The organism is Alkaliphilus flagellatus, from assembly GCF_018919215.1.
Lineage (GTDB): Bacteria > Bacillota > Clostridia > Peptostreptococcales > Natronincolaceae > Alkaliphilus_B > Alkaliphilus_B flagellatus.
Genome location: NZ_JAHLQK010000002.1, coordinates 418,957 through 444,292, shown reverse-complemented (window position 1 = coordinate 444,292; position 25,336 = coordinate 418,957). Strand labels below are relative to the sequence as shown.

General features: G+C 31.1%; 26 protein-coding genes and 1 riboswitch. Of the genes, 11 read left to right on the top strand and 15 right to left on the bottom strand.

From position 1 onward, the window contains the following. Positions 1-23: 23 nt before the first annotated feature. From KQI88_RS06980 to KQI88_RS06955, 6 genes are all read right to left on the bottom strand, one after another. Positions 24-785 (bottom strand): transposase, encoded by a 762-nt coding sequence (locus KQI88_RS06980; protein WP_216415657.1) that lies wholly within the window; start codon positions 783-785, stop codon positions 24-26. Positions 786-851: 66 nt separating this feature from the next. Further along, on the bottom strand, positions 852-1,181 hold the full coding sequence (locus tag KQI88_RS06975) for a transposase (protein WP_216415655.1): 330 nt from the start codon (positions 1,179-1,181) through the stop codon (positions 852-854). Positions 1,182-1,199: 18 nt separating this feature from the next. Beyond that, on the bottom strand, positions 1,200-1,451 hold the full coding sequence (locus tag KQI88_RS06970; protein WP_216415653.1) for a hypothetical protein: 252 nt from the start codon (positions 1,449-1,451) through the stop codon (positions 1,200-1,202). Continuing rightward, positions 1,430-2,311 (bottom strand): transposase, encoded by an 882-nt coding sequence (locus KQI88_RS06965; protein WP_216415652.1) that lies wholly within the window; start codon positions 2,309-2,311, stop codon positions 1,430-1,432. The genes KQI88_RS06970 and KQI88_RS06965 overlap by 22 nt, the downstream gene beginning before the upstream one ends. 245 nt (positions 2,312-2,556) lie before the next feature. Further along, a complete protein-coding gene (locus KQI88_RS06960) occupies positions 2,557-3,489 on the bottom strand; it encodes an ankyrin repeat domain-containing protein (protein WP_216415650.1) in 933 nt (310 codons plus the stop codon). Then, positions 3,489-4,952: a PA14 domain-containing protein gene (locus KQI88_RS06955; protein ID WP_216415647.1), complete on the bottom strand. Its 1,464-nt coding sequence runs from the start codon at positions 4,950-4,952 to the stop codon at positions 3,489-3,491. Before KQI88_RS06955 ends, KQI88_RS06960 begins: the two co-directional genes overlap by 1 nt. A 153-nt stretch (positions 4,953-5,105) precedes the next feature. Further along, a riboswitch (cyclic di-GMP riboswitch) is annotated at positions 5,106-5,188 on the bottom strand. A 444-nt stretch (positions 5,189-5,632) separates the two neighbouring features. Here KQI88_RS06955 and KQI88_RS06950 point away from each other — a divergent pair. The 4 genes from KQI88_RS06950 to KQI88_RS18570 all read left to right on the top strand — a co-directional run bounded on the left by KQI88_RS06950 (position 5,633) and on the right by KQI88_RS18570 (position 8,002). Beyond that, entirely contained in the window at positions 5,633-6,025 is a 393-nt protein-coding gene (locus tag KQI88_RS06950) for a cyclase family protein (RefSeq protein WP_330656128.1), read from the top strand. A 172-nt stretch (positions 6,026-6,197) separates the two neighbouring features. Beyond that, the gene (locus KQI88_RS06945; RefSeq protein ID WP_330656113.1) at positions 6,198-6,932 is read left to right on the top strand and encodes an EcsC family protein; all 735 of its coding nucleotides are present in this window, start codon (positions 6,198-6,200) and stop codon (positions 6,930-6,932) included. Positions 6,933-7,186: 254 nt separating this feature from the next. After that, entirely contained in the window at positions 7,187-7,780 is a 594-nt protein-coding gene (locus KQI88_RS06940) for a 5' nucleotidase, NT5C type (protein ID WP_216415643.1), read from the top strand. 15 nt (positions 7,781-7,795) lie between these two features. Then, a complete protein-coding gene (locus KQI88_RS18570; protein ID WP_334300600.1) occupies positions 7,796-8,002 on the top strand; it encodes a helix-turn-helix domain-containing protein in 207 nt (68 codons plus the stop codon). 103 nt (positions 8,003-8,105) lie between these two features. On the opposite strand, the gene KQI88_RS06930 is transcribed toward KQI88_RS18570, so the two are convergent. The 3 genes from KQI88_RS06930 to KQI88_RS06920 form a co-directional block, all read right to left on the bottom strand. Next, the gene (locus tag KQI88_RS06930; RefSeq protein WP_216415639.1) at positions 8,106-8,672 is read right to left on the bottom strand and encodes an HDIG domain-containing metalloprotein; all 567 of its coding nucleotides are present in this window, start codon (positions 8,670-8,672) and stop codon (positions 8,106-8,108) included. Positions 8,673-8,816: 144 nt separating this feature from the next. Then, entirely contained in the window at positions 8,817-9,824 is a 1,008-nt protein-coding gene (locus tag KQI88_RS06925; RefSeq protein ID WP_216415637.1) for a GIY-YIG nuclease family protein, read from the bottom strand. Between the two features lie 431 nt (positions 9,825-10,255). Continuing rightward, positions 10,256-10,837, bottom strand: a complete 582-nt coding sequence (locus tag KQI88_RS06920) for a hypothetical protein (RefSeq protein ID WP_216415635.1) — start codon at positions 10,835-10,837, stop codon at positions 10,256-10,258. Positions 10,838-11,137: 300 nt separating this feature from the next. On the opposite strand from KQI88_RS06920, the gene KQI88_RS06915 reads away from it, so the two are divergent. Further along, entirely contained in the window at positions 11,138-11,833 is a 696-nt protein-coding gene (locus tag KQI88_RS06915) for a manganese catalase family protein (RefSeq protein WP_216415633.1), read from the top strand. A gap of 180 nt (positions 11,834-12,013) precedes the next feature. Here the strand turns inward: KQI88_RS06915 and KQI88_RS06910 are convergent, their stop codons facing one another. Both KQI88_RS06910 and KQI88_RS06905 read right to left on the bottom strand, forming a co-directional pair. Then, positions 12,014-12,376: a DUF2512 family protein gene (locus tag KQI88_RS06910; protein ID WP_216415631.1), complete on the bottom strand. Its 363-nt coding sequence runs from the start codon at positions 12,374-12,376 to the stop codon at positions 12,014-12,016. Positions 12,377-12,990: 614 nt separating this feature from the next. Then, on the bottom strand, positions 12,991-15,012 hold the full coding sequence (locus KQI88_RS06905; protein WP_216415629.1) for a sensor histidine kinase: 2,022 nt from the start codon (positions 15,010-15,012) through the stop codon (positions 12,991-12,993). A 276-nt stretch (positions 15,013-15,288) separates the two neighbouring features. Here KQI88_RS06905 and cysK point away from each other — a divergent pair, with 276 nt between their 5' ends. The 3 genes from cysK (at position 15,289) to KQI88_RS06890 (ending at position 18,888) form a co-directional block, all read left to right on the top strand. Then, positions 15,289-16,221, top strand: coding sequence for a cysteine synthase A (cysK, locus tag KQI88_RS06900; protein WP_216415627.1), 933 nt, complete (start codon positions 15,289-15,291; stop codon positions 16,219-16,221). A gap of 372 nt (positions 16,222-16,593) precedes the next feature. Next, a complete protein-coding gene (locus KQI88_RS06895; RefSeq protein WP_216415626.1) occupies positions 16,594-17,955 on the top strand; it encodes an MATE family efflux transporter in 1,362 nt (453 codons plus the stop codon). A gap of 33 nt (positions 17,956-17,988) precedes the next feature. Continuing rightward, positions 17,989-18,888: a polysaccharide deacetylase family protein gene (locus tag KQI88_RS06890; RefSeq protein WP_216415624.1), complete on the top strand. Its 900-nt coding sequence runs from the start codon at positions 17,989-17,991 to the stop codon at positions 18,886-18,888. A 45-nt stretch (positions 18,889-18,933) separates the two neighbouring features. On the opposite strand, the gene KQI88_RS06885 is transcribed toward KQI88_RS06890, so the two are convergent. Beyond that, positions 18,934-19,476, bottom strand: coding sequence for a TDE2712 family protein (locus KQI88_RS06885; RefSeq protein WP_216415622.1), 543 nt, complete (start codon positions 19,474-19,476; stop codon positions 18,934-18,936). A gap of 34 nt (positions 19,477-19,510) precedes the next feature. Continuing rightward, complete coding sequence (locus KQI88_RS06880) at positions 19,511-20,008, bottom strand: methylglyoxal synthase (RefSeq protein WP_216415620.1); 498 nt, start codon at positions 20,006-20,008, stop codon at positions 19,511-19,513. 385 nt (positions 20,009-20,393) lie between these two features. Between KQI88_RS06880 and KQI88_RS06875 the strand changes: the two genes are divergently transcribed. Beyond that, the gene (locus KQI88_RS06875) at positions 20,394-21,761 is read left to right on the top strand and encodes an MATE family efflux transporter (protein ID WP_216415618.1); all 1,368 of its coding nucleotides are present in this window, start codon (positions 20,394-20,396) and stop codon (positions 21,759-21,761) included. A gap of 76 nt (positions 21,762-21,837) precedes the next feature. Here the strand turns inward: KQI88_RS06875 and KQI88_RS06870 are convergent, their stop codons facing one another. Next, complete coding sequence (locus tag KQI88_RS06870; RefSeq protein ID WP_216415616.1) at positions 21,838-23,046, bottom strand: sensor histidine kinase; 1,209 nt, start codon at positions 23,044-23,046, stop codon at positions 21,838-21,840. Between the two features lie 2 nt (positions 23,047-23,048). Beyond that, the gene (locus KQI88_RS06865) at positions 23,049-23,720 is read right to left on the bottom strand and encodes a response regulator transcription factor (protein ID WP_216415614.1); all 672 of its coding nucleotides are present in this window, start codon (positions 23,718-23,720) and stop codon (positions 23,049-23,051) included. 194 nt (positions 23,721-23,914) lie between these two features. Here KQI88_RS06865 and KQI88_RS06860 point away from each other — a divergent pair, with 194 nt between their 5' ends. Together KQI88_RS06860 and KQI88_RS06855 are read left to right on the top strand one after the other, a co-directional pair. Continuing rightward, a complete protein-coding gene (locus tag KQI88_RS06860; protein ID WP_216415612.1) occupies positions 23,915-24,601 on the top strand; it encodes a polyphosphate polymerase domain-containing protein in 687 nt (228 codons plus the stop codon). Positions 24,602-24,631: 30 nt separating this feature from the next. After that, the gene (locus KQI88_RS06855) at positions 24,632-25,324 is read left to right on the top strand and encodes a DUF4956 domain-containing protein (protein ID WP_216415610.1); all 693 of its coding nucleotides are present in this window, start codon (positions 24,632-24,634) and stop codon (positions 25,322-25,324) included. The last annotated feature ends 12 nt before the right edge of the window (positions 25,325-25,336 follow it).

Here is a 25,336-nt window from a genome sequence, read left to right as displayed (position 1 = left end):
AAGGGGGGAGACAAGGGGACGTTTCAATCGTCTTTTTTGACTGCCCTTTCTACAATGGTCTTCCCTATCCCTAATATTCTACTTAATTGCCGAATACTTATATCTGTTTCATTATAAATATTTTTAATTAGTTTATTTCTTTCCTCAACTGATAATTTATTTAAATCATTAATATTATATTTTTTATGAATTATTTTTTTAAAAGTATCATCATTATACTTTTTAACAGGCTTATACTCTAAACATTCATCACTATTCTGGACATTCATATAACTGATAAAATCTTCTGCCGTTCTAAAGTAAGATTTAATTAATTCTGTATTTATAAATGAACTATGCCCTTGATATGTTAATAAATATTCTTTATGACTACTCCAATTGTAATTCTCTAACTTATCTATGATTCTCGCTTTAACCGGATTTTGATGAATATATCTTAACACTGTTATTAAATAATTTTCTGTTTCAACAGGTTCACTCTTATATCTATTTTGAAATAAATGACCTGTTCTTTCATATTTATTATTATGCCATCCAATATATCCTACTGTAATACGTTTGATGCTTATTCCAATTTCTTCATCTTCTTTAATTAACATATGTATATGGTTATCCATTAGACAATAACCATATATTTCAAATCCTCCAGCTTCTTTAGCTCTTATAACATTTTCAATAAACTTCTTCCTATCCTCATCATCTAGAAAGATATCTCTTTTGTCTATTCCTCTTAACATAACATGATAGATTCCCGTATTACTTCTTTTTCTTGCTTCTCTTGCCATAATATCACCCTACTTAAGCATAATACATTAATTACTTTAAGACAATTGAAACGTCCCCGTGTCTTTTTAGAGGCTAACAAATACCTTTTTACCTGTTAGTCTCCGAATTATTTCCTTTACTCCTAATATATTTATTGCTCGTTTCATATTATAGGCTAAAAAAGCAAAAGAAATCTGCGCTTTTACTGACTGCATACCTTTTGTCAGAAAATACGTCATGCCTAACCCTCGCTTTATGGTCCCGAAGGGATGTTCTACAATCATTTGTCTTTGTCTATAGAGTTCTTTGTTTTCCATCATTCTATGGTCTGCTCTATCTAAAATATCTTGATCTATGGGTCTCCTCACTCGTCTACCTCTTTTATCCTTTGTACATTTATCTTTAAAGCCGCACATACCACAAACTTCAAAGTTTTAGTATACTATTTCTTTTGTATTTTCATCAATAGGATTTTTTCTTCTAGAGTAAAGTTTTTCTCCTTTAGGACATATATAAATATTCTCTTCTTTATCATATATAAATTTATCTAAATAAAAGTCTACTTCACCTGTTGAGTTTGGAAAAACTTGCTTAGAAATATAAGCTATGATATCCTCTTCTTCACATTTTTTTAAGTCCGCTACATTGTAATAACCTTTGTCTGCTAAAGTTTTAAGTTCTTCCACATCGAATACTTTTTTGCACCTTCAGACATTTTACTTAACATACCATGATCAGTTGGATTATTTATAACATCACAGTCTACTACTAACTTATGCTTGCTATCTACTGCGGTTTGGACATTGTAACATACCTCAACTCCGTTGTTATTTGCAGCCATTAATCTTGATTCTGGATCTGTTGTTGATATTTCTTTTATATCACTTTTTTCTATTTCTTCTTTATACCCTTCATATTTCCCTTTTCGCTCTTTAAGGTCTTTAATCTTTGCTTGAATTTGTTCTTTAGTTGGCTTATGAGTGCTAGATTCTTTGCTATCATTCTCTTCTATTTCTGTCATATAGTTTTGTATCTTCTCTTCTAAGTATTTGATCTTTCGATTTAAATTTTTAGTACTGAAGGTATTTTTCTTTGAATTACAGGCCCTAAACTTAGAACCATCAACTGCTATTACCTTTTTACCGAAAAGATCCCATTCATTTAACAGAGATGTAAAGCGTTTAAATGTTTCATTAATAGCATTTTTATTGTTTCTTCTAAATTCGGATATAGACTTGTCATCTGGTGTTAATCTCCTTAACAACCACATTACCTCTATATTTGTTTGAGTCGCTTTTTCTAACTTTCTTGATGAAGTAATTTTGTTCATATAGCCATAAATATATAGTTTAAGTAGGTCTTTGGGGTTATATCCAGGTCTGCCTCTCTTCTGGGGGGCTGCATTTTTAAATCCTAATGAACCTACATCTAATGTTTCTACGAAAGCATCTATTATCCTTACAGAATTATCCTCTGTAATGTAGTCATCTACATATTCTGGAAAGGCAATCTTACTTTTTCTATGGATACCTTCTATATATCTCATGCTATCGCCGTCCTTACTACTATTATGGGCGAATTTATGCATGTTATATCAAAATTTTCTTACCAATTATTGCATTTTTGGCACAGGCTGACGTCCCATTGTCCACCCTTGTCTTTGCAGTGAGTTTTGGCGTCTCAAAAACGGAAGAAAGCGATGGAAGGACTTTGTTTTGTCTTTCCACCGCTTATGATTAACTTTAATGCTGACAGTCATGCTAATTTATGCAATTACTTATTCAAAAATGCTTAATACTTTTGTATATATTCTTCCCTTGAATCTGGATACAAATTCTTGATCTGATCTAGTGTATGTTTGTCAATTTCAGTATCCCAATAGTTCACACCTTGTCTAGAGAATTCATCAACTATTTCCATTTTTAGCTTGTACTTTTCTGAACCAAGATCAAATATCCATCTTCTCAGCAAGTCGACTGGATATAGTTCCTTCTTTTTATATGCACTAATGTTGACTGGTCTTGTATAGTATGGTTCTGAAATAGTTGCCTTTCTTTGAACTATTAGATAATAAGCATATTCAGGTTCGCCACTATGTTTCAATGCAAAAACTGAAGCAGTTCTACCACTTTCAGTCTTATATTCAATATCAGCCCCAGCTTCTACTAATGCTATTGTCTTTTCAATACCAGAACCTATAGAGTACATAAGAGGAGTAGTCCCCGGCTCAGTAATCAACTCATTCCCTTCATCATCATACCCGCTATAAGCAATATTTGGATTAGCACCATAGCGTAATAAGAGTTGTACATATTTCGGATCCTTCTTCGCATCTTTATCTACCCAAGAATATCCTGCAGCTATAAAAAGTGGGGTATTTCCTTGAACTGTTGATGCTATGTTTGGATCAGCACCACATTTTAACAGTGCCTCTGCAGAATTATATTTCTCCATTCCTATAGCCCATAATAGTAAAGTTGCTCCATATTTAGGCTCTTGATAATCAATAAGCTCAGGTTTATCTTGCGCTATTTTTTCGATAATTTTAACTTCTTGATCTCTGACAGCTAATGCTAACTTCCACACTGGAGTACCTTTGTAAATACTTATATTAGTAATCTTATATTCTTCCTTTTCCTTACCTTTGCCCTCTAATCGACAAGAAGATAATATGGCAGAAAAAGTTATAATGATAAATATAATATAAATCATCTTTCTACTCATTATTTATTGTTTTCCTCCCTTTCTTTAATTGCATCTTTTACTGCATCCATTGAATGATTTTTAATACCATTATCTATGTTCCTCTTTGGATTCCACGTATTAACAGGGTATTGTATAGGTAAATCAACTACACTTTCAATAGGTTTTGAAAACCAACCTTCTACAGTGTTTAAAATATCACCTTCTACAATATACGCAATCATAGATGCTGTATATTCCGAACTATCAAGACCATAAGCTTTTAAATTAACTGTTGCAGGGTTAAATAGAATTGCATTTTTATTATTTGCAACTGCGTTTGCAGCGGCTTCTGCACCACCTTTTGAATGCCCCACAAAAGTTATTATTGCATTTTCATCAATAGCTGTGATATCTTCAACGAATTGTTCCGAATACCGAACAGAATCCTTCAGGTCTTGTGAAGCCCCGAATAATTGTAATCCGTTTTCGTACCAGTCTTCTTTCTCTTCCTTAAACTTAGACGAGCCTGCATTTGCAAATGCATACTCATAAGTTCCATCCAGTCTCATTTTCTCATATATTCCGATTTCAAGTGAGCCATCAACATCACCTTTTTTATCAACAAGATACCAACCATTCCTAACATGTATTCTGCCTTTTTTTAGGCTGAGATTTTCAACATCAATCCATAGTCTTGCACCTCCATGAGCTTCAATATAGATTGTATATTCCTCTGAAAATATAGGTTCTATTTGCCCAGTCCAACTGACTGAAAATTCATCTCCACTAACACCAGGAGCAGGGGATGCATGCTGCCAATTAAAATTAATTGTTTGATCTAGTTGTTCATGTTTTTTATCAATAAGTCTGTCATCGTCATAATATTTTCCTTTTAAGCCTACTCCGTTACCTATTCTAATGGATGTCGTTACTTTTATAGGATCACTTTTTTCAGAAATATTATCATAATAATCAAAGGCAGCCACAGAATACTCGTAGGTAGTTGATGTATCCAAATCGTCGTCTTGATAGTAGTTACGATCTACGATAGCTATTTCATCTCCATCTCTATATAAGATATATCCTTTTACTTCTTGATCATCTATGGATTCATCCCAAGACAAGGCGATGTAACTGTCTGAAATTTCCTCAACTTTTAAGTTTTCTGGAATAGAGGGTGGCGTTATATCTATAATTACATTCACAATACCATAGACTTCATCGCTGACACTTGAATTTTTATTGCTTTCTCCGCTAATTAATTCGATTTCTAGTATTCCTTCTTCATCAAGTTCACTGAGATGCTCCTCTAAGTCTTCTGAAACAGGTTCCTTGAGATGATCCTCTAAATCTTCTGAAGCAGATTCATTTTCTATATCCTCCAACGTTGATTGAGAATGGTCATCTGTACTAAGCTGACCTTCAATAGCATAAGCATTAAAACCCATTGTAGGATCCGATACAGGAATTATAATGGATTGGATAATGAAGACTACTGACAAAGAAATTAAACAACCTTTTGAATACTTTTTCATGAAATTCCTCCTAATCAAATTTTGTGTTTTAATTTTAAATATTGGAATATTCCAAATAATATAAAAAGGCATAATAAAATACCCTATGCCGAGAAAACATAGGGTACCCTAGATTCAAAATTCAGCAGCCCGGCTATCATAGCAAATGCTTTAGACCCGTGGCTTTGCGTCTCTATCTTTCAATAGGTTTGCCTTTAACTTTATATGAAATTAATGATTATATTTTAAAATGCAAATTATGTAAATAATATCTTTCGAGATTTTATTTTTCTACAAAATAACCAAAAATCCTTTATATTTCGTTCGACGTAATCCGACTTTGTTCGTCATTAAAATACCAAATTACTATATTTACTGACCTTCTTTATATAAGTGCAGTTATACGAGTATCAATTGGCAAGATAACTTTTAAGTCCCCTAACCGTTTTAAGAAATCACACACTAATTTAGTAAAGTAAACACTAACAGAGACAGTTGACAACAATTAGAAAAAAATACAATGAATACACAATTGGATTTAAAAATAAAGTTATGCAATAAGTTTAGAAAACGGGTAATGCTACTTTGAATAGCATGAAAATATAATCTGGTTCCTGATACAGTAAATAGAAATCTTATCAAAACATATCTTTAGATGCTAAAAGAAAATCGAGCCTAATGATTTAGAAACTGCCCTCTCTAAATCTGGACAAAGGCTGGAACGTGGAGATATTATCCTTCTATACACAGGCCATTATGATAGGAATTTTGGTACAGATAAGTGGCAAACCACATATACAGGACTTAGTTATAACGCTGCAAAGTGGCTTGCAGAAAAGGGTGTTGTAAATATCGGAGTGGATGCTCCAGCCATAGATCATCCAGATGATCTAGACTTTTCTGGACATTTAGTATGTGGAGAGTACGACATTACAAATACAGAAAACCTATGTAATCTTGATAAGCTGGTAAATAAAAGATTTTTATATTTTGGATTGCCTCTTAAAATAAGAGATGGATCTGGTTCGCCTATTAGGGCTGTGGCCTTGGTGGAGGAATAGATAAAAATTATTATTTTTAAATGTATATGAAAAAGTACAGAGATGTTAGAGAGTTTAATATCCTGTACTTTTTTATTACTACAAAACCTAGAGTTATTTTTTCTTACAAGTTATGGTGATAAAGAGTCATGTTTGGTTTATACTATTAATAGGTTTAACTAAATAAAAAATAATGTATATTGGTGATTATATGATTTCTTATGACGATAAGGCTCTACATGAGCTACAAATCTGGAAGAGTAAAATGAGAAAAAAGCCTTCTATAATAGACAAGGCTTCAAAGGGAGTTCAAAATAAATTTAATGACATATTGCCAGATGCATATCATGAAATTATTACTTCTGCTATTAAAAATTTAACTAAAGCAGTCTTATTTGGATCTAAATATGTTACTAAACCTCCCATTAAAAACCTATCACTCATGGAAAGAGAAAAATTAGTTAAAGAAAAAACTAAGATTTATAAAACCACTGCAATAATTGAAGGTGCCGCAACTGGTGCTGGTGGAATTGTTTTAGGGCTTACAGACCTACCATTACTTTTAAGTATTAAAATAAAGTTTCTTTATGATGTTGCTAGTATATATGGATTTGATGTTTCAGATTACAAAGAAAGGCTTTATATTCTTAATATATTTCAACTTGCTTTTTCGAGTAAGGGTCATGTTAATGAAGTTTTTGAAAAAATGGAGAATTGGGAAGAGTACAGTAAATCCCTTCCTAATGATATCAATAGCTTTGATTGGAAAAGTTTTCAGCAAGAATACAGGGATTATATCGATTTAGCGAAGCTTTTACAAATGATTCCTGGAATAGGTGCAGTTATTGGGTCTTATGTAAATAATAAGCTTATGAAAAAATTAAGTGCAACTGCTATTCAGGCTTATAGAATGAGAGTTTTTGAATAAAAGTAAAGAGCTGATGTATTGAGGATATAACCTCTATACATCAGCTTTTTTTACATTTTTTATGGACAACATTTAAAATAATTTGTTTATGCCTGATGCATCTTAAAGTTTTTGTATTCAATTATACAGCAAATACACATTCCAACAATAGATGTAGCACCGCCAAACTTTACACAAACTTAACCTGTCGTTAAATTAAACTTTAAACTAGTTTTGTATAATTAAATCAGAATAAAATAGAAGGAGTGAAAATAATGCAACAATTAAATTTATGTATCGATATTGATGGAACAGTTACCGAAGCTTATTATTGGATTTCTAGAGCAAATGATTATTTTAATACTAAGATTACACCTAAAGATGTACAATCTTATGAAATACATGAAGTTTTAGGAATACCTAGGGAAGATTACAATGAATTCTATACCTTATATGGAGAGATTCTACATGAAGAAGCGAAGATAAGACAAGATGCAAAAGAAATTCTTTGTAACTGGTATGGACAACATAAAATTCATTTTATTACTGCTAGAGATGAAAGGATGAAAAATGTAACTAATAAGTGGTTTAAATATCATAACATACTAATGGACTCATTATCATTACTAGGTAGCCATGATAAAGTTGCTAAGGCGGAGGAGTTAGCTTGTGATATTTTTATTGAGGATCGATATGAAAATGCCTTGCAGCTTGCTATGTATGGATTTGATGTGTTACTTATTGACTGTACCTATAATAAAGGTCCTCTACCACCAACGGTCACCCGTGTAACAAATTGGTTTCAAATAAAAAATATAGTAGATAATCGGGCACAAGAACAATACGCTCAATTTAGAATTGCAAAATAACATCATCTATATAATATAAAATATAACAAAACATATATTTTAAAGGAGGATTTTTATGCTAAATGGTCTACAACACTGGATATTTCAAACTTAACCCATATGTCAAAAAGCTATATTGAAGAGTTAGAGAGGGGAACAAAACAGAATCCTTCTTTTAATAAAGTAGTCGCATTGGCTCAAGCCTTAGGAGTCAAGGTTGATGAGTTAATTTTAAGTGCATAAATTGCTTATGTACATTTTAAAAGTAACTATCAATAATAAAAAATGCACATAAGCATTAGCACAATCAGAAATATTTATACGATTTATTTTTGTTTTTGCAAGTTTATAGTTCCCCTACAAGCTCCAGTTCTTTCGCCGCCTCCTTCATACCCTCTATTGTCCAAAGAATAACCGTATCAAGGTCCATTTCCAGCATTTCACAGCCTGCAAGTATTACTTCACGATTAACTCCAGCAGCAAAGCCTGTTGATTTAAATTTCTTCTTAACGGATTTGACTTCGAGGTCAAGTATACTCTTATTTGGACGCATATAAACTGTAGCTGTAATAAGGCCTGTAAGCTCATCAATCGTATAAAGAACTTTTTCCATTTTATGTTCTGGTTTTACATCAGTACATATATTCCATCCATGTGAAATCACAGCACGTATTATATCCTCACTTATTCCTTCTTTCTCCATAATTTCCTTTGTTTTATGGCAGTGTTCTTCAGGATAAAGTTCATAATCGAGGTCATGAATCAGTCCGATATTTCCCCAATATTCCTCATCTTCTCCAAACTGTCGTGCAAAATAGCGCATAACAGCTTCAACTGCAAATCCATGTTTTATCAGACTACTGCTCGTATTATATTTTGTAAGTAATTCGTATGCTTCTCGACGTGTTTTCATAGTGCTTCTTCTCCTTTTTCATTATTCATTAGTATTTAATTGTAATCCAGTATCTTTATTTTCCTTATTTCCGTGAGCTGGGGTATAATTTAAATTATACTCCAAAATTTTAGTCAAATCAAAGAAATAACAGAAAATTTTAAATTAACACATATTATTTATAAACTCATCCACACTATAGTCATTATGAATAAATAGTATAGCCTTTAAAGCGTCATCTTTAACTTCCTTATTAACTATCTTCTTAAAGTCTAAATCTCTTTTTTCATCTATAACATGAGGGACCTTAATTTCTAGTTCTTGAGCTTGTTTCAAAAACTCTCCTATGGATTCTTTTGTTAGCTCTTTATATCTCTTTTTTAATATAATTCGATTCTTTGAAATATAAAAAATCTTGTATCCATCATCTATTTTTTCTCCCATCAAAATTTTATCACTTATTTCATGTGACTCATTTGTGTTATTATCATACAAATACTTTATATGCTTTATCATATCTCTATAAATTGTAGCCATCTCAAACTGTAGCTCAGAGGCTGCCCTCTCCATCTTTCCTTGAAGGTCAGATAAAAAATTCAACATACATTCTTTATTATTAAATATTTCTATTAGACATTCTTTATTCTTTTCAAAGCTCTCCCTATCCATGGATTGTAGCAATATTTTATACTTAAATTCATATATGTTCCCGAATTTTGTCATTGGATATATGTTCTGAAAAAATTTAATTGTATCTAATAAAATATTTTTATTTCTATATGGTCCAAAGCAATATTCGCTTTGTCTATCATATACCATTGATATTGGTTTAAATCTATTATAGTTCTCTATTTTTAAATACATATACTTTTTGTCATTTTTAAATTGTTTGTTATATATCGGCTTTAATTTTTTTATAAGAGCACATTCAAGTATTTGGGCTTCTAAATGTGTATCAGTAACTATATAATTGATATCATGTATATTACATACCATTCTCTTTATTTTATTCAATTTATGTTCCTTACAAAAATAGGATTTTACTCTCGATTTGAGGGTCTTACTTTTGCCAACATATATAATATTCCCATCAATATCCATCATTTGATAAATTCCCGGTTTCACTGGTATAGATTCAATCTTCTCTATCAAGTTTTCAGGTATCCTTGGCAAATTAATCACCTACTATTATAATTTTAACGATACAAGGGTTCAGTTTTTTACGTAATACGTAAATAAACCGAACCCTTAATTATTTATATTGATTGGCTACTTTTATGACGAGACCATTAAGTTTTTGATTTACCATATCAGATTCAATTGTCAGTTTTAATTTGAGAATTGTCAGTCTTATAACTTGTCAAATGTAATCTTTCAACTGTCCGCTTCACAATTTAAAAAGCTCAATCTCTATAGATTTATTTTTTTGTAGTAAATTTGGTACTACTCCCACCCATGTCCATAGTTCGCATGAGAGAACCGTCTTCACTCATAAAAGTAGCACCTTTATGCGATAAGAGGGATTTTATAGTATCCACAACTAAATGAAGAGTTCCCTTACACCAAGAAACTAATCTTTACTCTTATCATCCTAAGAATTCTAGTTATATTTGTTTTACTTCTATTCCATCTAAATCAACAAAAATAGAATAATTTGCTTGATTAATTGCTACTTCTAATTTAGTAATAAGAACCTCCATTTTTTCTGCTTTTTTTCTATATTCCTTAGTATCAAAACTAGGCTCCATTACTTGCTCATAACTACGATCTATGCCACCAGACACTTGAGGAGTATATCTTGGAGTAGGGTCTACAATTTCACTGTGGCTTCTCATTTCGCCCATTTGCTTTAATCTAGGCAACTCATTTCTATATTGCTTTACAAGATAAATAGCCTCTTGTAAACTAATCTTTTCTCCGTCTATTGTAAATTCTACTAAGGTTTTTAGATTAGCCTTAGCAACTATAAGCCTTAATTTTCTAATTTCTTTCATTAATATCTCTGATTTTGATGTTAATTCATTTACTGATATTTCATGTGGCTCATGCATAAGTTCTTTTTGTCCATTTACCTTCTTATAAGTATTTTGAAGGCACGCAAATCTAGAAGTTAATACCTCATCCAATTCATTTTCTTTATTTTTAAGGATAAGGAACGCTTCCGCCAATGTAATTTTATCTTTCATAAAATCCCACCACCTTTTCTATCAATAGAATCATTATAATACAAAGATTCAGCTAAAATCAACACTTTATAAGATAGATTAGAATTAACTAAAACTTAATTTTTACTTAACAAGAATCCAATCTCATGAGGCTTGTGACCTACTTTTTTCATGCTATTCTTCCTTTCTATTTATGATTAAATCTATAGAATAGCCCTAGGTTTTTAGCTAATACTGTATGAAATCAAATAAATATAAACTCCTAAAATTCTGGTATAAAAAAGGTGCTTTATCAAAATAATATAGTTGGAGGTGTTACATATGTTTAAACATGATAAAAAATTACTTCGAGAAGTAAAAGTTGAAAGACCTAATCCCCAATATGCTGCACTACTTCAAGAGCAGCTTGGAGGAGCCAACGGTGAACTCAAGGCAGCTCTACAATATCTATCTCAAAGTTTTCGTATTAAGGATCCTGCTATTAGAGATTTATTTTTAGATATTGGATCAGAGGAGCTAAGTCATATGGAAATGATAGCACAAACAATTAGCTTACTGAATGGACATGACTTAAATGTTGAAAATGTTTCCCTAGGTGAAATACAAAATCAAGTTCTAACAGGATTGGCTCCAGCTTTAGTAAATGGTTCAGGAGCTCCTTTTACAGCTAATTATGTAAATGTAACTGGGGATTTAGCCGCAGACCTATTATCTAATATAGCTGCTGAGCAAAGGGCAAAGGTAGTATATGAATACCTTTACCGGCAAATCGATGATAAGTATGTAAGAGAAACAATTGATTTTCTATTAAATAGAGAAGAAGCTCACAATGCACTATTTAGAGAGGCACTAAATAAAATTCAAGATACTGGCTCTAATAGAGATTTTGGGGTAACTCCTGATTCAAAACTCTATTTTGATCTATCTTCACCAGATAGACATTTTGAATCCCCAAATCCTACTCCGCCAAGCTTTGATAACCCAAGACAGCAACCTAACCCCAATCAAATGAACTAAATAGCCTACATGAATAGACCATTTTTCAACCTATACCCTTGAACCTCTTGTATGTTCAAGGGTATAGGTTTTTAACTTCTTTTATCAAAAATCATATCATTTCAAAAGTATATACCACGCGATAGGCTACTTGTAGATAAATAAAAATAGGAAGGTTATCCCTCCCTATCTTTATTGCATTTACTTTTCTTTAGGAGCGACTGTATCGGATTGAAGTAAATATATATGAAAAAAGTATTCTGCTACCGCTACAATCAATGCGAAAACTGCCAATCCACTAAATGTAGTATTAAAATCTATCGTAAACAGGTCAACTATGTAGGCAAGGGCTGCTGCCATTATACCGTCTCCAATAGAAGCTATAATATTTCCTAGATTTGGTAACACTACTAAATCTCCTAATATATAGTTTAATACTGTACCTACTATTGATACAATCACTACCCATAATAATGGATTTCTATCCATTACTCCTAAAGTAAGCCATGCAGCAATGAAAGTCATGATAAATTTAACCACTAAAGCCATTGTCGTATTACTCATTTTTACACTCCCTTTTTATTTTATCACTATTACTATTCATTCTTACTTGAATCATGTGATGTATGTAGGATTAACTAGCCTTTTTCTTTAATAATTTTAATAGCATACCACCATATTAGAAATTTTTAGCATGAAATTGTCTAAACATCATTCAGATATCTCCCTAGTTACAGAATCTATAATTTTACTATACACTACTAGCCGTGACGCTATAAGATAACTTTACACACTAAATACCTTTCCACAATGTATTGGTTTATGTTTTTGATTCTCATCTAAAATCCCCATATTTTTACTAGTATATCTCTTAGGTAGTATGGCTCTGATAATTATTAATTATGCAATAAGCTATTGACAAATAATCAGAATAACGGTTCATTTTAGCGTTAAATAAAAATTTCATAAAAAAATATTTTAATTTAAAGTATATATTCGCTATGTACTTCCTGCTATCAGTGCATCAAAATCATTACCAAAGGATTCTAAATAATTACCTCAATTGCTACAACAGTACCAACTACTAATCCAAATATAGCAAAAACCACTTACAACTTCTTATAATAGAAGTTGTAAGTGGTTTTTGTGAATTAAATTAAAATATGGCGAAATCGTCTCTATTTTGCTTGAATAGTAGGATATATATCCGAAAGTTCTATATTAATACGTTCTACATACTTACTTTGCCATTCGTCTACTCCATAATCTTCTATATGACAAGTTTCATAGTCTATATTTTGAGTAGGTAGTTCTATGATAAATTCCGTTCCTTTTCCAAGTTCACTATAAACATAAATTTTTCCACCATGCAATTTCACTAAAGTTTCTACTAATGATAATCCTAGCCCTGTTCCCTGTTGGTTTCTTTTTAGTGTTTTCTCTACCTGGGTAAAACGGTCAAATATTCCTTTCAATTTATCTTTAGGAATTCCTATACCAGTATCCTTTACAGAAATTAAAATTTTATCTTGTCTATCATAAATATTCACAATTATGTCTGCCCCAGCATCCGTAAATTTAATAGCATTTGATAAAAGATTCAATATAATTCTCTCTATAGCATTAGGATCAATATATACTATTTTTTCCTCCACCTCTGTATCAAATAATAAAGTAATATTTTTCTTTTCTGTGTAATCCACAATGGATAATGTAATTTCTTCTACAACATTAACGATATTATGAGCCTTAAGGTCTAATTTAAAATATCCAGCATCCATCTTTGTAATATCCAGTAGATTATTTACCAACTTTAACATTCTATAGAAATTTTGTCGTAATAAAAGAATATATTTATTGATGACGGGATCATTAGCATCTATCAATTTATTTTTTAACTCTAATTCTAGAATTTGTACTGTACTAAAAATTAAATTTAGAGGAGTTCTCATTTCATGAGATAAATTACTGTAAAACTCAGTTTTCATTCTATCGTATTCTAAAGACTCCTCTAATCTCTTTCTATTTTCCTCCATACTTTTTTCAAGTTCCTGAGCCTTTTTTCGCTCCGACACATCTCGTAAAACAATGAGGGTCGCATTATGAGTTTCATATTGAAAAGGAGCCATTATAACCTCTGAAATAATATCTCTTCCCTCTAAGGACAACACTTCCTCTCTAAAAATTTGTTTTTTATCATTTGGATTAATTGTTCTTGTATATTTATCTATTATAGGATACCAATCTTGCGTAGCGTAATCTTTTAAATGTTTTCCTACTAACTGCATGGAATTTTCAAAACCTAGCAATTGACTGAATCTATGATTTGCTAAAATAATTCTATCGTCTTTGATTACAAATACTCCATCAGGAAATAATTCAATTAAATTGCGATACCTCTGCTCACTCTTATTAAGCTCTTCATAAGGCATTTTAATTGCAATTTTTATAATAGCTCTATACATTAAGTAAAAAGAAATTACTTTCAAGATGTGACCTATCATATTAAATATGTCATATACATCTATGTATAAAGTAAAAAAAAATTCTGATAGAATAGAAATTAAAATTGATGCTATTATATAAGAATAAGTTTTTTTATTCCATAGGGTTTTATTTTTATGGAATAATATTATGCTAGCCGCTAAAATGCCGCAAATAAGATATTCACTTATAATTTTAAAATAGGTTAGCCCTACCCCTTCTATAAATGCACTAGGAAATATATCCCCACCAATTACACTTAAGAGTAAAATCACAGAAACAATAAAGTAAGATCCGATAATTTTTTGAAAATTAATATTTTTCTTCCAAGAAAACCCTGCTATAAAAAGCGAGGTACTTTCTATATACCTAGCAATAATCCAAAGCTGTGTAGGTATATCTACTCCTTCAATTGGTAAAATCATCATTCCCTTATATGTAAGAGCATGAAGCAAATCAAAACAAGCAACAAATCCATAGGAAATTCCTAAAAAAATTAAACTCTGATTTCTATTATTTGTATAAGTATTGATACCAATGATGGAAATAGTACCAGCAATAATGATAGCAAATAGTTCTACAGTTATATGGAATAATAGATAGTTTTTAAAGCCAATAAATGTTATTCCTATCAACATACTTAATAAAATAATATTTTTTACTATATGACTACATCGCTGTTCTTTTTTATTGCATGAAATTATACTATTTGTCATAAAATTATGCCCCCTTAATTGTCTTTTATCTTCTTAGAAACTTTTTCGTTATTCCTTTGGATTTCGCCATATTTTACTCTACTTTCCATGGTATCATAATTTATTTTATATACGAAATTTTCATGTCATTATTTTAAATATTTAAATAAATTCCGTTACTTATTTTTTATTAAATTAAAATTCTTGGGAAAACTATTGATAATTTTAAACTAAAAGAATATAATAATACCATACTAAACATACCGATTTAGTATGGTATAAATGGAGGTGTTGATCATGTCAAAAATTCACAAAAGTTTAACTGAGCTTATTGGGAAAACCCCACTTCTAGAGCTTTCAAACTATAATAAGAAGCATGATTTGGGTGCAAAAATAATTGCAAAACTAGAATATTTTAACCCAGCAGGCAGCGTAAAGGACAGAATTGCCTATGCAATGATTGTTGATGCTGAAGAAAAAGGCCTACTAAAAACTAATTCAGTTATCATTGAACCGACAAGTGGGAATACAGGAATAGGTCTTGCATCTGTTGCAGCTGCAAGAGGATACCGAATAATTCTTACAATGCCTGAAACAATGAGTATAGAGCGACGTAATCTTTTAAAAGCCTATGGGGCAGAGATTGTACTTACAGATGGCGCAAAAGGTATGAAGGGTGCAATTGAGAAAGCTGATGAACTGTCAGCAGAGATAGAAAACTCATTTATTCCAAGTCAATTTTCTAACCCTTCCAATCCGTTGATCCATAAGAGAACAACAGGACCAGAAATTTGGGATGATACTGATGGTAAGGTTGATATTTTTGTTTCTGGTATTGGTACAGGAGGAACAATAACAGGGGCTGGTGAATATTTAAAATCAAAAAATCCTGATATTAAAATTGTGGCAATTGAGCCTACTGACTCACCTGTTCTTTCAGAGGGCAAGGCAGGGCCGCACAAAATTCAAGGTATTGGTGCAGGTTTTGTTCCAGATACTCTTAATATAAAAATTTATGATGAAATAATTAAAGTTAGTAATGAGGATGCTTTTGCAATTGGGAAAGAACTTGCTAAAACAGAAGGTCTTCTTGTAGGAATATCATCTGGTGCGGCTATATTTGCAGCAACAGAGCTTGCAAAACGTGCTGAAAATGCAGGAAAAAACATTGTTGTAATTCTTCCCGACACAGGTGAACGTTATTTATCTACTCCATTATTTGAAGATTAATAATCATTTAAAAAGAGAAGAAGCTCCATACAATTTTATGGAGTTTATCTTCTCTTTTCTATATAACAATTTCTCGAAGTCTTAGATTGCATGGGATATATTTATTCTATTTATTGGCAGTGGCAACAGTTCCATTAAACAATGCTATGGGTAAATTTATATCTATATTCATTTTTAGTCCCCCTTTTGAACAAAGTAATGTACATTCAATAGCAGAAATATCTTTTATATGGTATAATAGCATACATGTATGGTGAAAACAAAACAGTACAAAAACACTTTGTCTGAATCCTCAAGGTGTTTTTTTATTGATAGTTAGAGACTGTAAGACTCCGCATAAACTGAGTCCTTATTTAATGAAAGGTGATAACAATGACAGTAGAAAAATTACAAAACAAACAATCAATTTTTTATAATACACTATTAAAACTAGCAATACCAATTGTTATACAAAATCTTATTACATCTTCTATTAACATGGTGGATACTATAATGATAGGTAAAATAGGAGAAATTGAAATTGCAGCCGTAGGTATAGCTAACCAATATTTCTTTTTATTTAATCTTCTAATAGTTGGTATAACAAGCGGAGCTGGAATATTTATATCTCAATATTGGGGACAAAAAGATAAAGAAAATATTCGTAGAACCTTAGGACTCAGCCTAATATCCAGTATAATATTTTCTATTCTTTTCACAATAATAGCCTTTATAATGCCAGAGACAATAATGAAACTGTTTAATAAAGACCCTTATGTAATCGGGCTTGGGATACATTATTTAAAGATAGTTTCTATAAGCTATGTTTTTACTGCTGTATCCTTAGTATTTGGAGTATCATCCCGATGTGTCGAAGATACAGTTGCACCTATGCTAGTTAGCATAGTAGCCCTACTAGTAAATGCAAGCTTAAACTATATTTTTATCTTTGGACACTTAGGTTTCCCTGCAATGGGTGTAAAAGGAGCTGCCCTTGCTACTCTGATTGCTAGAATAGTGGAAGCTATAGTTTTAATCTTTTATATTTATGCTAAAAAAGGAGTTTTATCAGCTAAGTGGAAACAAATGTTAGATATAAACAAAAGCTTTATACAAAGAGCTTTACGAACTATTATTCCTGTAGTTATAAATGATATGTGTTGGGCTATAGCTATGATTATTTATGCTATTGCCTATGGTAATTTAGGCACACAGGCTATGGCTGCTGTACAGATTACAACTACAATTCAAAATATTTTTATGGTATTTACCTTTGGTCTTGCAAACGGTGCCGCGGTAATGATAGGACATCAAGTTGGAGCTGGAAACATAGAGGAAGGCAAGGAATATACAAGAAGATTTGTAAAACTTTCTATAATTGTAGGGATTTTTATAGGAATTATACTTGCCCTTAGTGCACCCACTGTACTTTCATTCTTTAATATTTCAGAAGAAGTGCACAATAGCGCATTAAAAATTTTATATATTACTTCTCTTATAATGTGTATAAAAGTACTTGGCGTAGTTACTATAGTAGGCATTTTAAGAGGTGGAGGGGATGCAGGTTATGCCCTCAAGGTAGAAGCCTTAACTATGTGGGGAGTAGGAGTCCCTTTAGCTTTTCTAGGATCATTTGTGTTTAAATTTCCAGTAGAAATAGTAGTACTATTGGTAGGATTAGAGGAAGTAACAAAGGTAGTATTCGCATTAAAAAGATTAAGAACAAGCGAATGGATACGTCAGGTTACTAACTAATTGTTCCTATACTATTTAAGAAGGAGATACACCATGAGTAAAAAATCACTATTGTTACTAATACTAACTTTAATATTTACAGCTCTTATTGTTAGATCTATCTATTCTCCTAATATGGTAAAACCTGCAGGTATTGATAATAGCTCTATCTCTGATTCAACTAGGTTTGCTAAAAAAATTCCTGTTTTGGTCTATCATCATCTACTTAAAGATGAAGAGAATACTATGAAAAATAATGCTTCTATTATATCCGTAGAAAATTTCCAAGAACAAATGGAATTATTATACAACGAAGGATATAGTAGTATAACCTTAGAAGAGCTTGAAGGATTTATACTTGGAGAAAGAGAGCTACCTTCAAGGAGTGTTCTAATTACCTTTGATGATGGCTACAAGAGTAATTATGAATATGCCTATCCAATTTTAAAAGAATACGGATTTATTTCCACAATATTTATGATTACGGATAGAATTTCCGATACAACAGTTTCATTCGACCCTACTCAGATACAATATCTTAGCTGGGAAGAGATGGAGTTAAGCCAAGATGTTTTTAAGTTTGCATGTCATACACATAAACTTCATTACTTAACTGATGATAATAAAAGTTATGTAGTAACCAAGCCTAGGGCAGAAGTAAAAGAGGATCTAAGGAAAAACCTAGAGCTTGTACATAATCCCTACTTTGCTTACCCATATGGTCACTATACGGATGAAACCATTCAGATTCTACATGATTTGGAATATAAGATGGCCTTTACAGTTAAAGAAGGCTTCGTAAAAACTGGAGACCCTATATTTGAACTTAATAGACAGGGTGTTTTTCCATCTACCACAATAGCAAAATTTAAGATTAAAGTTGGACTAAGCCGAGAGCCTTTATTAAAAAAATTAATAAAAAGTTTTTTAAACTTAATAAGACCTAAACACTAATTGGTTAGAAGTGTTTAGGTCTTTTATTTGTTTTAGATAAAATATTTACTCACTAATCAATTCTATCAATTTTTCCTCAATATAGTCTAATAATAAAGTTTCTCCAATCATTATTTTATATTCATCATATAAATCTGGCTTAACTCTAAAAAAATTAATAATTAGTTTGTTTCCTACAATCGAATATTCATCTTGATGTCCAGGTAGGAAAATCACCTCAAGTTCTTCATATTTCTCTGACCCATTTTTACTATTTAATTCATCTATTATTGAATCTAAATTTAAAGTCTTTAATGGCTTAACCATCATATTTGTATACTCTAAATCTTCTAGCATCCACATATTATTGTTCCAAAACTTTCTTTCTTTTTTGCTATCACTATTTAAAACTTCTCTGTTAGACACGGCACTAAGTACTTTTCGCATAGATTCTTGGTTAAATTCACTATCATATAGATAAGTCATTTCAGGTAGTTCTGCCATATTAATTATATAATTCTCTCCTACCTTTTCTTTTTCAGCAGTTGCTTGCCAGTAATAAAGCATTCCTTCAATAACATTTAATTTTATTGTTATTCTTTTAATCATATGAGCTCTCCTTATCTAAATTTTCATTGGCTTTTTATTTATTACCTATATTATTACTGTACTCTTTAGCCCTACTACTTATCCTTTTAGAATAATCAATTATTTTCCTATCGTATTCCTCATTCATCAGCGGAGAAGAAAGTAAAAAGTCCGCTGTAGAACGATTATTTGCAACAGGTATATCATATAGAACTGCAATACGAAGTAATGCTTTAACATCAGGGTCATGAGGTTGGGCTTCTAATGGGTCCCAAAAAAATATCATAAAGTCTATATTCCCTTCTGCTATACGAGATCCTATCTGCTGATCTCCACCTAAAGGTCCACTTTTAAAAGCTATAATTGGTAACTCAGCAGTGTCTGCAATAAGCTTAGCAGTAGTTCCAGTTCCACATAAAAAGTGATTTTCTAACCTATCTTTATTTGCTTTCACCCAATTTACTAAATCTTCTTTTCTATTATCATGTGCAATAAGTGCTATATTCTTTTGCTTTTTCATTTTAATTATAGTATAATCATTTACTATATCCATCTAAACTCCCCCTTTAATTTTATTTTACTAAACTAGTTTTATATTGTCCATATAGGCTTAACTATACGCTTCTTCTAGTAAAAAAGTTTAAGATAAAATTAAATATCTTAGACTTTTTATGTAGTGTATACTGATTGTTATGTATCTATTAGCTATCTCTACCATAGCTGCTGCTGCGCTTACTTCTTCGCTTTAATGTTCTATAAATTTCATCATTTTTCTTAAAACTTCTTTAAAGTTATGACATTGGAATATCCTATGATATAATAGTTAGAGGAACGAAACAATACAGGAAATAAAATATAAAATGAAAATTAACGTAAAGTACAACTAAATAAGCCAGCTGGTAGGTTTTACTAAGCCGCGTTGACTATGAGGTGATAATATGAAAGATCAAACTAAAATATTTAGAGAGAACAATGTATTAAAAGCACTAATTCAATTTGCTGTACCTGGAGTAATAACCATTTTAGTTTCGGAGCTCTACAATATGGTAGACACATTTTTTGTAGGTAAATATGTAAGTGCCAATGCTGTTGGGGCCTTAGGCATTGCCTTTCCTATTCAAAGATTAATAATAGCTACATCTCTACTAATAGGAGTTGGTACTTCTACTTCTATTGCTAGATCCTTAGGTGAAAAGGATTATAGTAAGGTAAATAAAAATATTGCTAACGCTATCACTTTAGGACTAATATTTTCTATAGTGCTTCCAATATTAATCTTTTTATTTAGAAAAGGTTTAATTTACAATTTAGGTGCAAGTGATGTAATATATCCAATTGCCGAAAAATATATTTCAATAGTTTTAATAGGCAGTTTATTTTTGAGTTTTACTAATATCTTTGGGTATTGCATTATTGCACTTGGTAATCCTAAAGTAACTGTAACTGCACTTTCCATTGGTACTATTGTTAATATAGTGTTAGATTATTTATTAGTAGCAATATTTGGAATGGGCGTAGCAGGAGCTGCAATTGCAACTATTTCATCACAAACTATTGGTTTTATCTACGCTTTAGTAAAAATGTATAGCTGTAAAAGAGATTTTAATTTAAAACTTAAAATGTCCTTTGATTTAAATATATCAAGATCTATTATATCGATAGGATTTGCAACCTTTATAGTTGAAATATCAGATGCTATAGTAATAGCTGTTTTAAATAATCTATTACTACCTACTGGTGGAGATACAGCTATTATCATTGTAGGAGCAATTACAAGGGTATCTATGTTTATGTATATTACTATTATTGGGATTAGTTCTGGAATGCAGCCTTTGGCAGCCTATAATTATGGCGCTAAAGATTATCAAAAACTAAATAAAATTATTGATATAACAACTAAAATGGTTTCCGCTACTTCGGTAATTTTATGGAGTGGAATGATGATCTTTTCAACTCAAATATTTGCAAGTTTTATAAAAGAAGCTGATATTTTAGTCGAAACGGTTAAAGCCTTTAGAACTACAATTATTATTTTCCCAGTTATTGGAATTTACTATGTTTCTATTTACTATAATCAAGCAATAAATAAAGCGAGAGTTAGTTTCTTTTTATCTATATACCGACAACTGTTATTATTCATACCTATAGTTATTGTTTTAGTAAACACTATGGGTGTAAAGGGAGCATGGATAACATATCCAGTAACAGATGCTATTGCCGCTCTTACTGGTGTAATATTTATTAAAAGAGGTTTATCTTTATTAGAAGATAAACTGGAATTTGGCGGAATAATTGCAGAAGAATAATTAATGATAAACAAAGGGTATAGTTAGTCGACACATTATGTCGATTAACTGTACCCTTAATATATTTTGCCAATCCTTATACCCTGCTTTGAGGTAGCTTCACAATAAATGAAGTATCAACTCCAATATTGCTTTCAACATATATTTTACCGTTATGTTTTTGTACAATTGATTTTGCAATAGCTAAACCTAGGCCATAGCCACCACTCTCTCTTGCACGAGAAGAATCTTCACGATAAAACCTTTCAAATATTTTATCAGTATTTTCAGGCATAATCCCTAACCCAGTGTTTTTTATAACAATTTCTATATTACTTTTTTTATATCTTAAATTTGCTGAAATCACACCACCTTTGGGTGTGTTTTTCACTGCATTATCTACTAATGTGTTAATTAAACGCTCAAAACTTTCCTTATGCCCGTAAAAATATATCTCTTCCTGAATATCTGTCTCTAGTTCAATACTATTTTCAAATAGGGCTGCCTCAAAGGATAATAAGACTCCATCTAACACATTACTTAAATTAAAACTTTGGAAAAGTAAAGCTTGTTCTAATGAATCCATTTTAGCTAAAGACAACATATCATTAATAAGATTTGACATTCTTTCGGTTTGTGAGTGTATAAAACCGATCCACTTTGACTGGCTTTCTATAGTTTCCTCTTGATTCGCTGAAATTACAGCTAAATTGGTTTTAATTATGGCCAGTGGAGTTTTAAGCTCATGGGATGCATCTGCAACAAACTGCTCTTGTTTTTCAAAGGCTTCTTTAATAGGTTTAATAGTACGATTAGCTAAATATACACTAATTAAAAATAATACAATAAGGCTTCCCCCACCTACTATAACAAAGATAATCAAAATATCTCTTAAACTTTCCTGAAGCGGACTTCTATCAACAAATGCTATTTTTGTGCCAAAAGGAGTTTCTCTTTTAAGAAAAGAATAATTAAAATCTCCCGCTTTAATTTTTCCAGAATCCTCGTGTATTTCTATGGCTTTCGATACGGCCTCTTTAATAATATCTTCCTCCATAGCTATAAAAGAGGAGAATACAATAATTTCATTGTTTTTATTTAACTCTACAACTAGACTTGTAGCTACCCTCGGCCCTCCTGGGAATGGCTTTGGAGGGGCATTGATAATTTTATCAAGATCAAAAGCTAGTTGACGCTCCCCACCGAATGCGGTTAGTATATATATTGCAATAAAAATAGCTACAAAAACAAAGGTTAAAAGGGACATGTTTATAATAACAAACTTTTGTTTTAATTCTTTAAACATATTTACTCCTCCAATTTATAACCTACTCCCCTAATGGTAGATATTTTAGCTTGTGTCCCAATATATTGAAGTTTTTTCCGTAAAAAAGATATATATACTTCTATATTATTATTCTCGGCTTCAGATTCATACCCCCATATCTTTATTATAAGATCCTCTTTGTTGACTACTATTCCAGTCCTTAATAGAAAATATTTAAGTATTTCTAATTCTTTAAGTGCTAGTCTTACATTACCTTTCCTACCTTCAAGTATGTAGGTAGATAAATTTAAAGAAAAATCTCCAAAATACAATGTGTCATCGTTTATCACTTCGCCTTTTCTTCTAGTTAATGCTCTTAGCCTTGCCAATAACTCATCTGTAGAAAATGGTTTTGGAAGATAATCATCGGCACCACAGTCCAGCCCCTTTATCTTGTCTGATACTTCTCCTTTAGCTGTAAGCAATATAACAGGAGTAGAAATATTTTCTTCTCTTATCTTTTTCAATATTTCAAGTCCATTTAGTTTTGGTAGCATTATATCCAAGATTATTACATCATAAATACCTGTTAAAGCATAGTCCAGGCCATCTTCACCGTTATGAACCCCATCTACCATATACTTATTTTGTTTTAAAATTTGCATTAATGCTTCTGATAATTGTTTTTCATCCTCAACTAACAAAACCTTCATTTTATATCACGCCTTTTATTTTTATATTTTTAACTTGACTATATATTGATATAAATTTTCTTTATTATAGCATACAAAGCTTAAAACAAGATTAAATTTAAAATTATTCAATTTGATCTTCAGTTTAAGATTAAATTAAGGATCATACTGTAAATTAAATATGTGGACATTGATAATAGAAAGGAGGTAAATAAATGAATAAACCAAAATTCAGACATGAAATAAAACATTTTATTAATAGTTTAGACAATTGTATTTTAAGAACTAGGTTAAAACAAATAATGAGTCCAGATACTTTTGCTCTTGAAGATGGCAAATATAAAATTAGAAGTTTATACTTTGATAACTTTAATGACAAAGCCCTTTTAGAAAAAATAAATGGAGTTAATAATCGTGAAAAGTTTAGAATTCGTTTTTATAATGATGATCCTTCGTTTATAAAACTTGAAAAAAAAAGTAAAACCAGAGGCTTATGTTTAAAGGATTCTGTGCAAATAAGCTATGAAAACTGTAAACGTATAGTAGAAGGAGACATAGCTTGGATGTTAGACTCTAATAACCCTTTACTTTTAGAGCTTTATATTAAAATGCAAAACGAGTTTTTACGACCTAAGACTGTGGTGGACTACACTAGAGAAGCCTATATGTATAAACCTGGTAATGTGAGAATTACTATAGATAGTAATATTAAAACTGGTATTTTTTCTAAGGATTTGCTTAATCCAAATTTACCTACAATAGGCATGTATCCTACAGGATATAGCATTTTAGAGGTTAAATTTGATGAGTTTCTACCTGAGATAATAAGCGATATGCTACAAACAAATGAGCATAGAAGCACATCAGTTTCTAAATATGCAGCTTGTAGAATATATGGCTAATTTAAAATATTAATAATGGAGGTTTGAAAAATGAATGCAGCAAAACAAATTACTTTTAATGATATTTTTAAGTCAAGTTTTCTTGAAAAAGTAACATCTTTCTCTCTTTTAGATATGGTTCTGGCCATGGGCCTTGCCTTTGTATTAGGCTTATTTATATTCTTAGTTTACAAAAAAACATTTAAAGGTGTAATGTACTCTATTAACTTTGGTGCTTCCCTTATGGCAATGACAATGGTTACAACTTTTATAATTCTAGCAATTACATCTAATGTAGTGCTATCTCTTGGTATGGTTGGTGCACTTTCTATTGTCAGATTCCGTTCTGCTGTTAAAGAGCCCATCGATATTGCCTTCTTATTTTGGTCCATAAGTGTTGGTATTGTCATTGGTGCAGGGCTTATTCCCCTTGCAGTATTAGGATCACTTTTTATAGGTCTAGTACTAATTGTATTTGTTAATAAGAAAAGTACAGATAATCCCTATATAGTGCTTGTTAATATGAGTGGAGATAAATGCGAAGATAATGTAATAGAGTTTATAAGAGGTAGAGTTAGCAAATATGTTATAAAATCAAAAACCGTATCATCTGGCAATAATATAGAACTATCTGTAGAAATAAGACTTAAAAATATGTCCACAACATTTATCAACGATATAACTAAGTTTGAAGGAGTAAATAACGCTGTACTTGTAAGCTACAACGGTGAATATATGTCTTAGGAGTGATGTTAA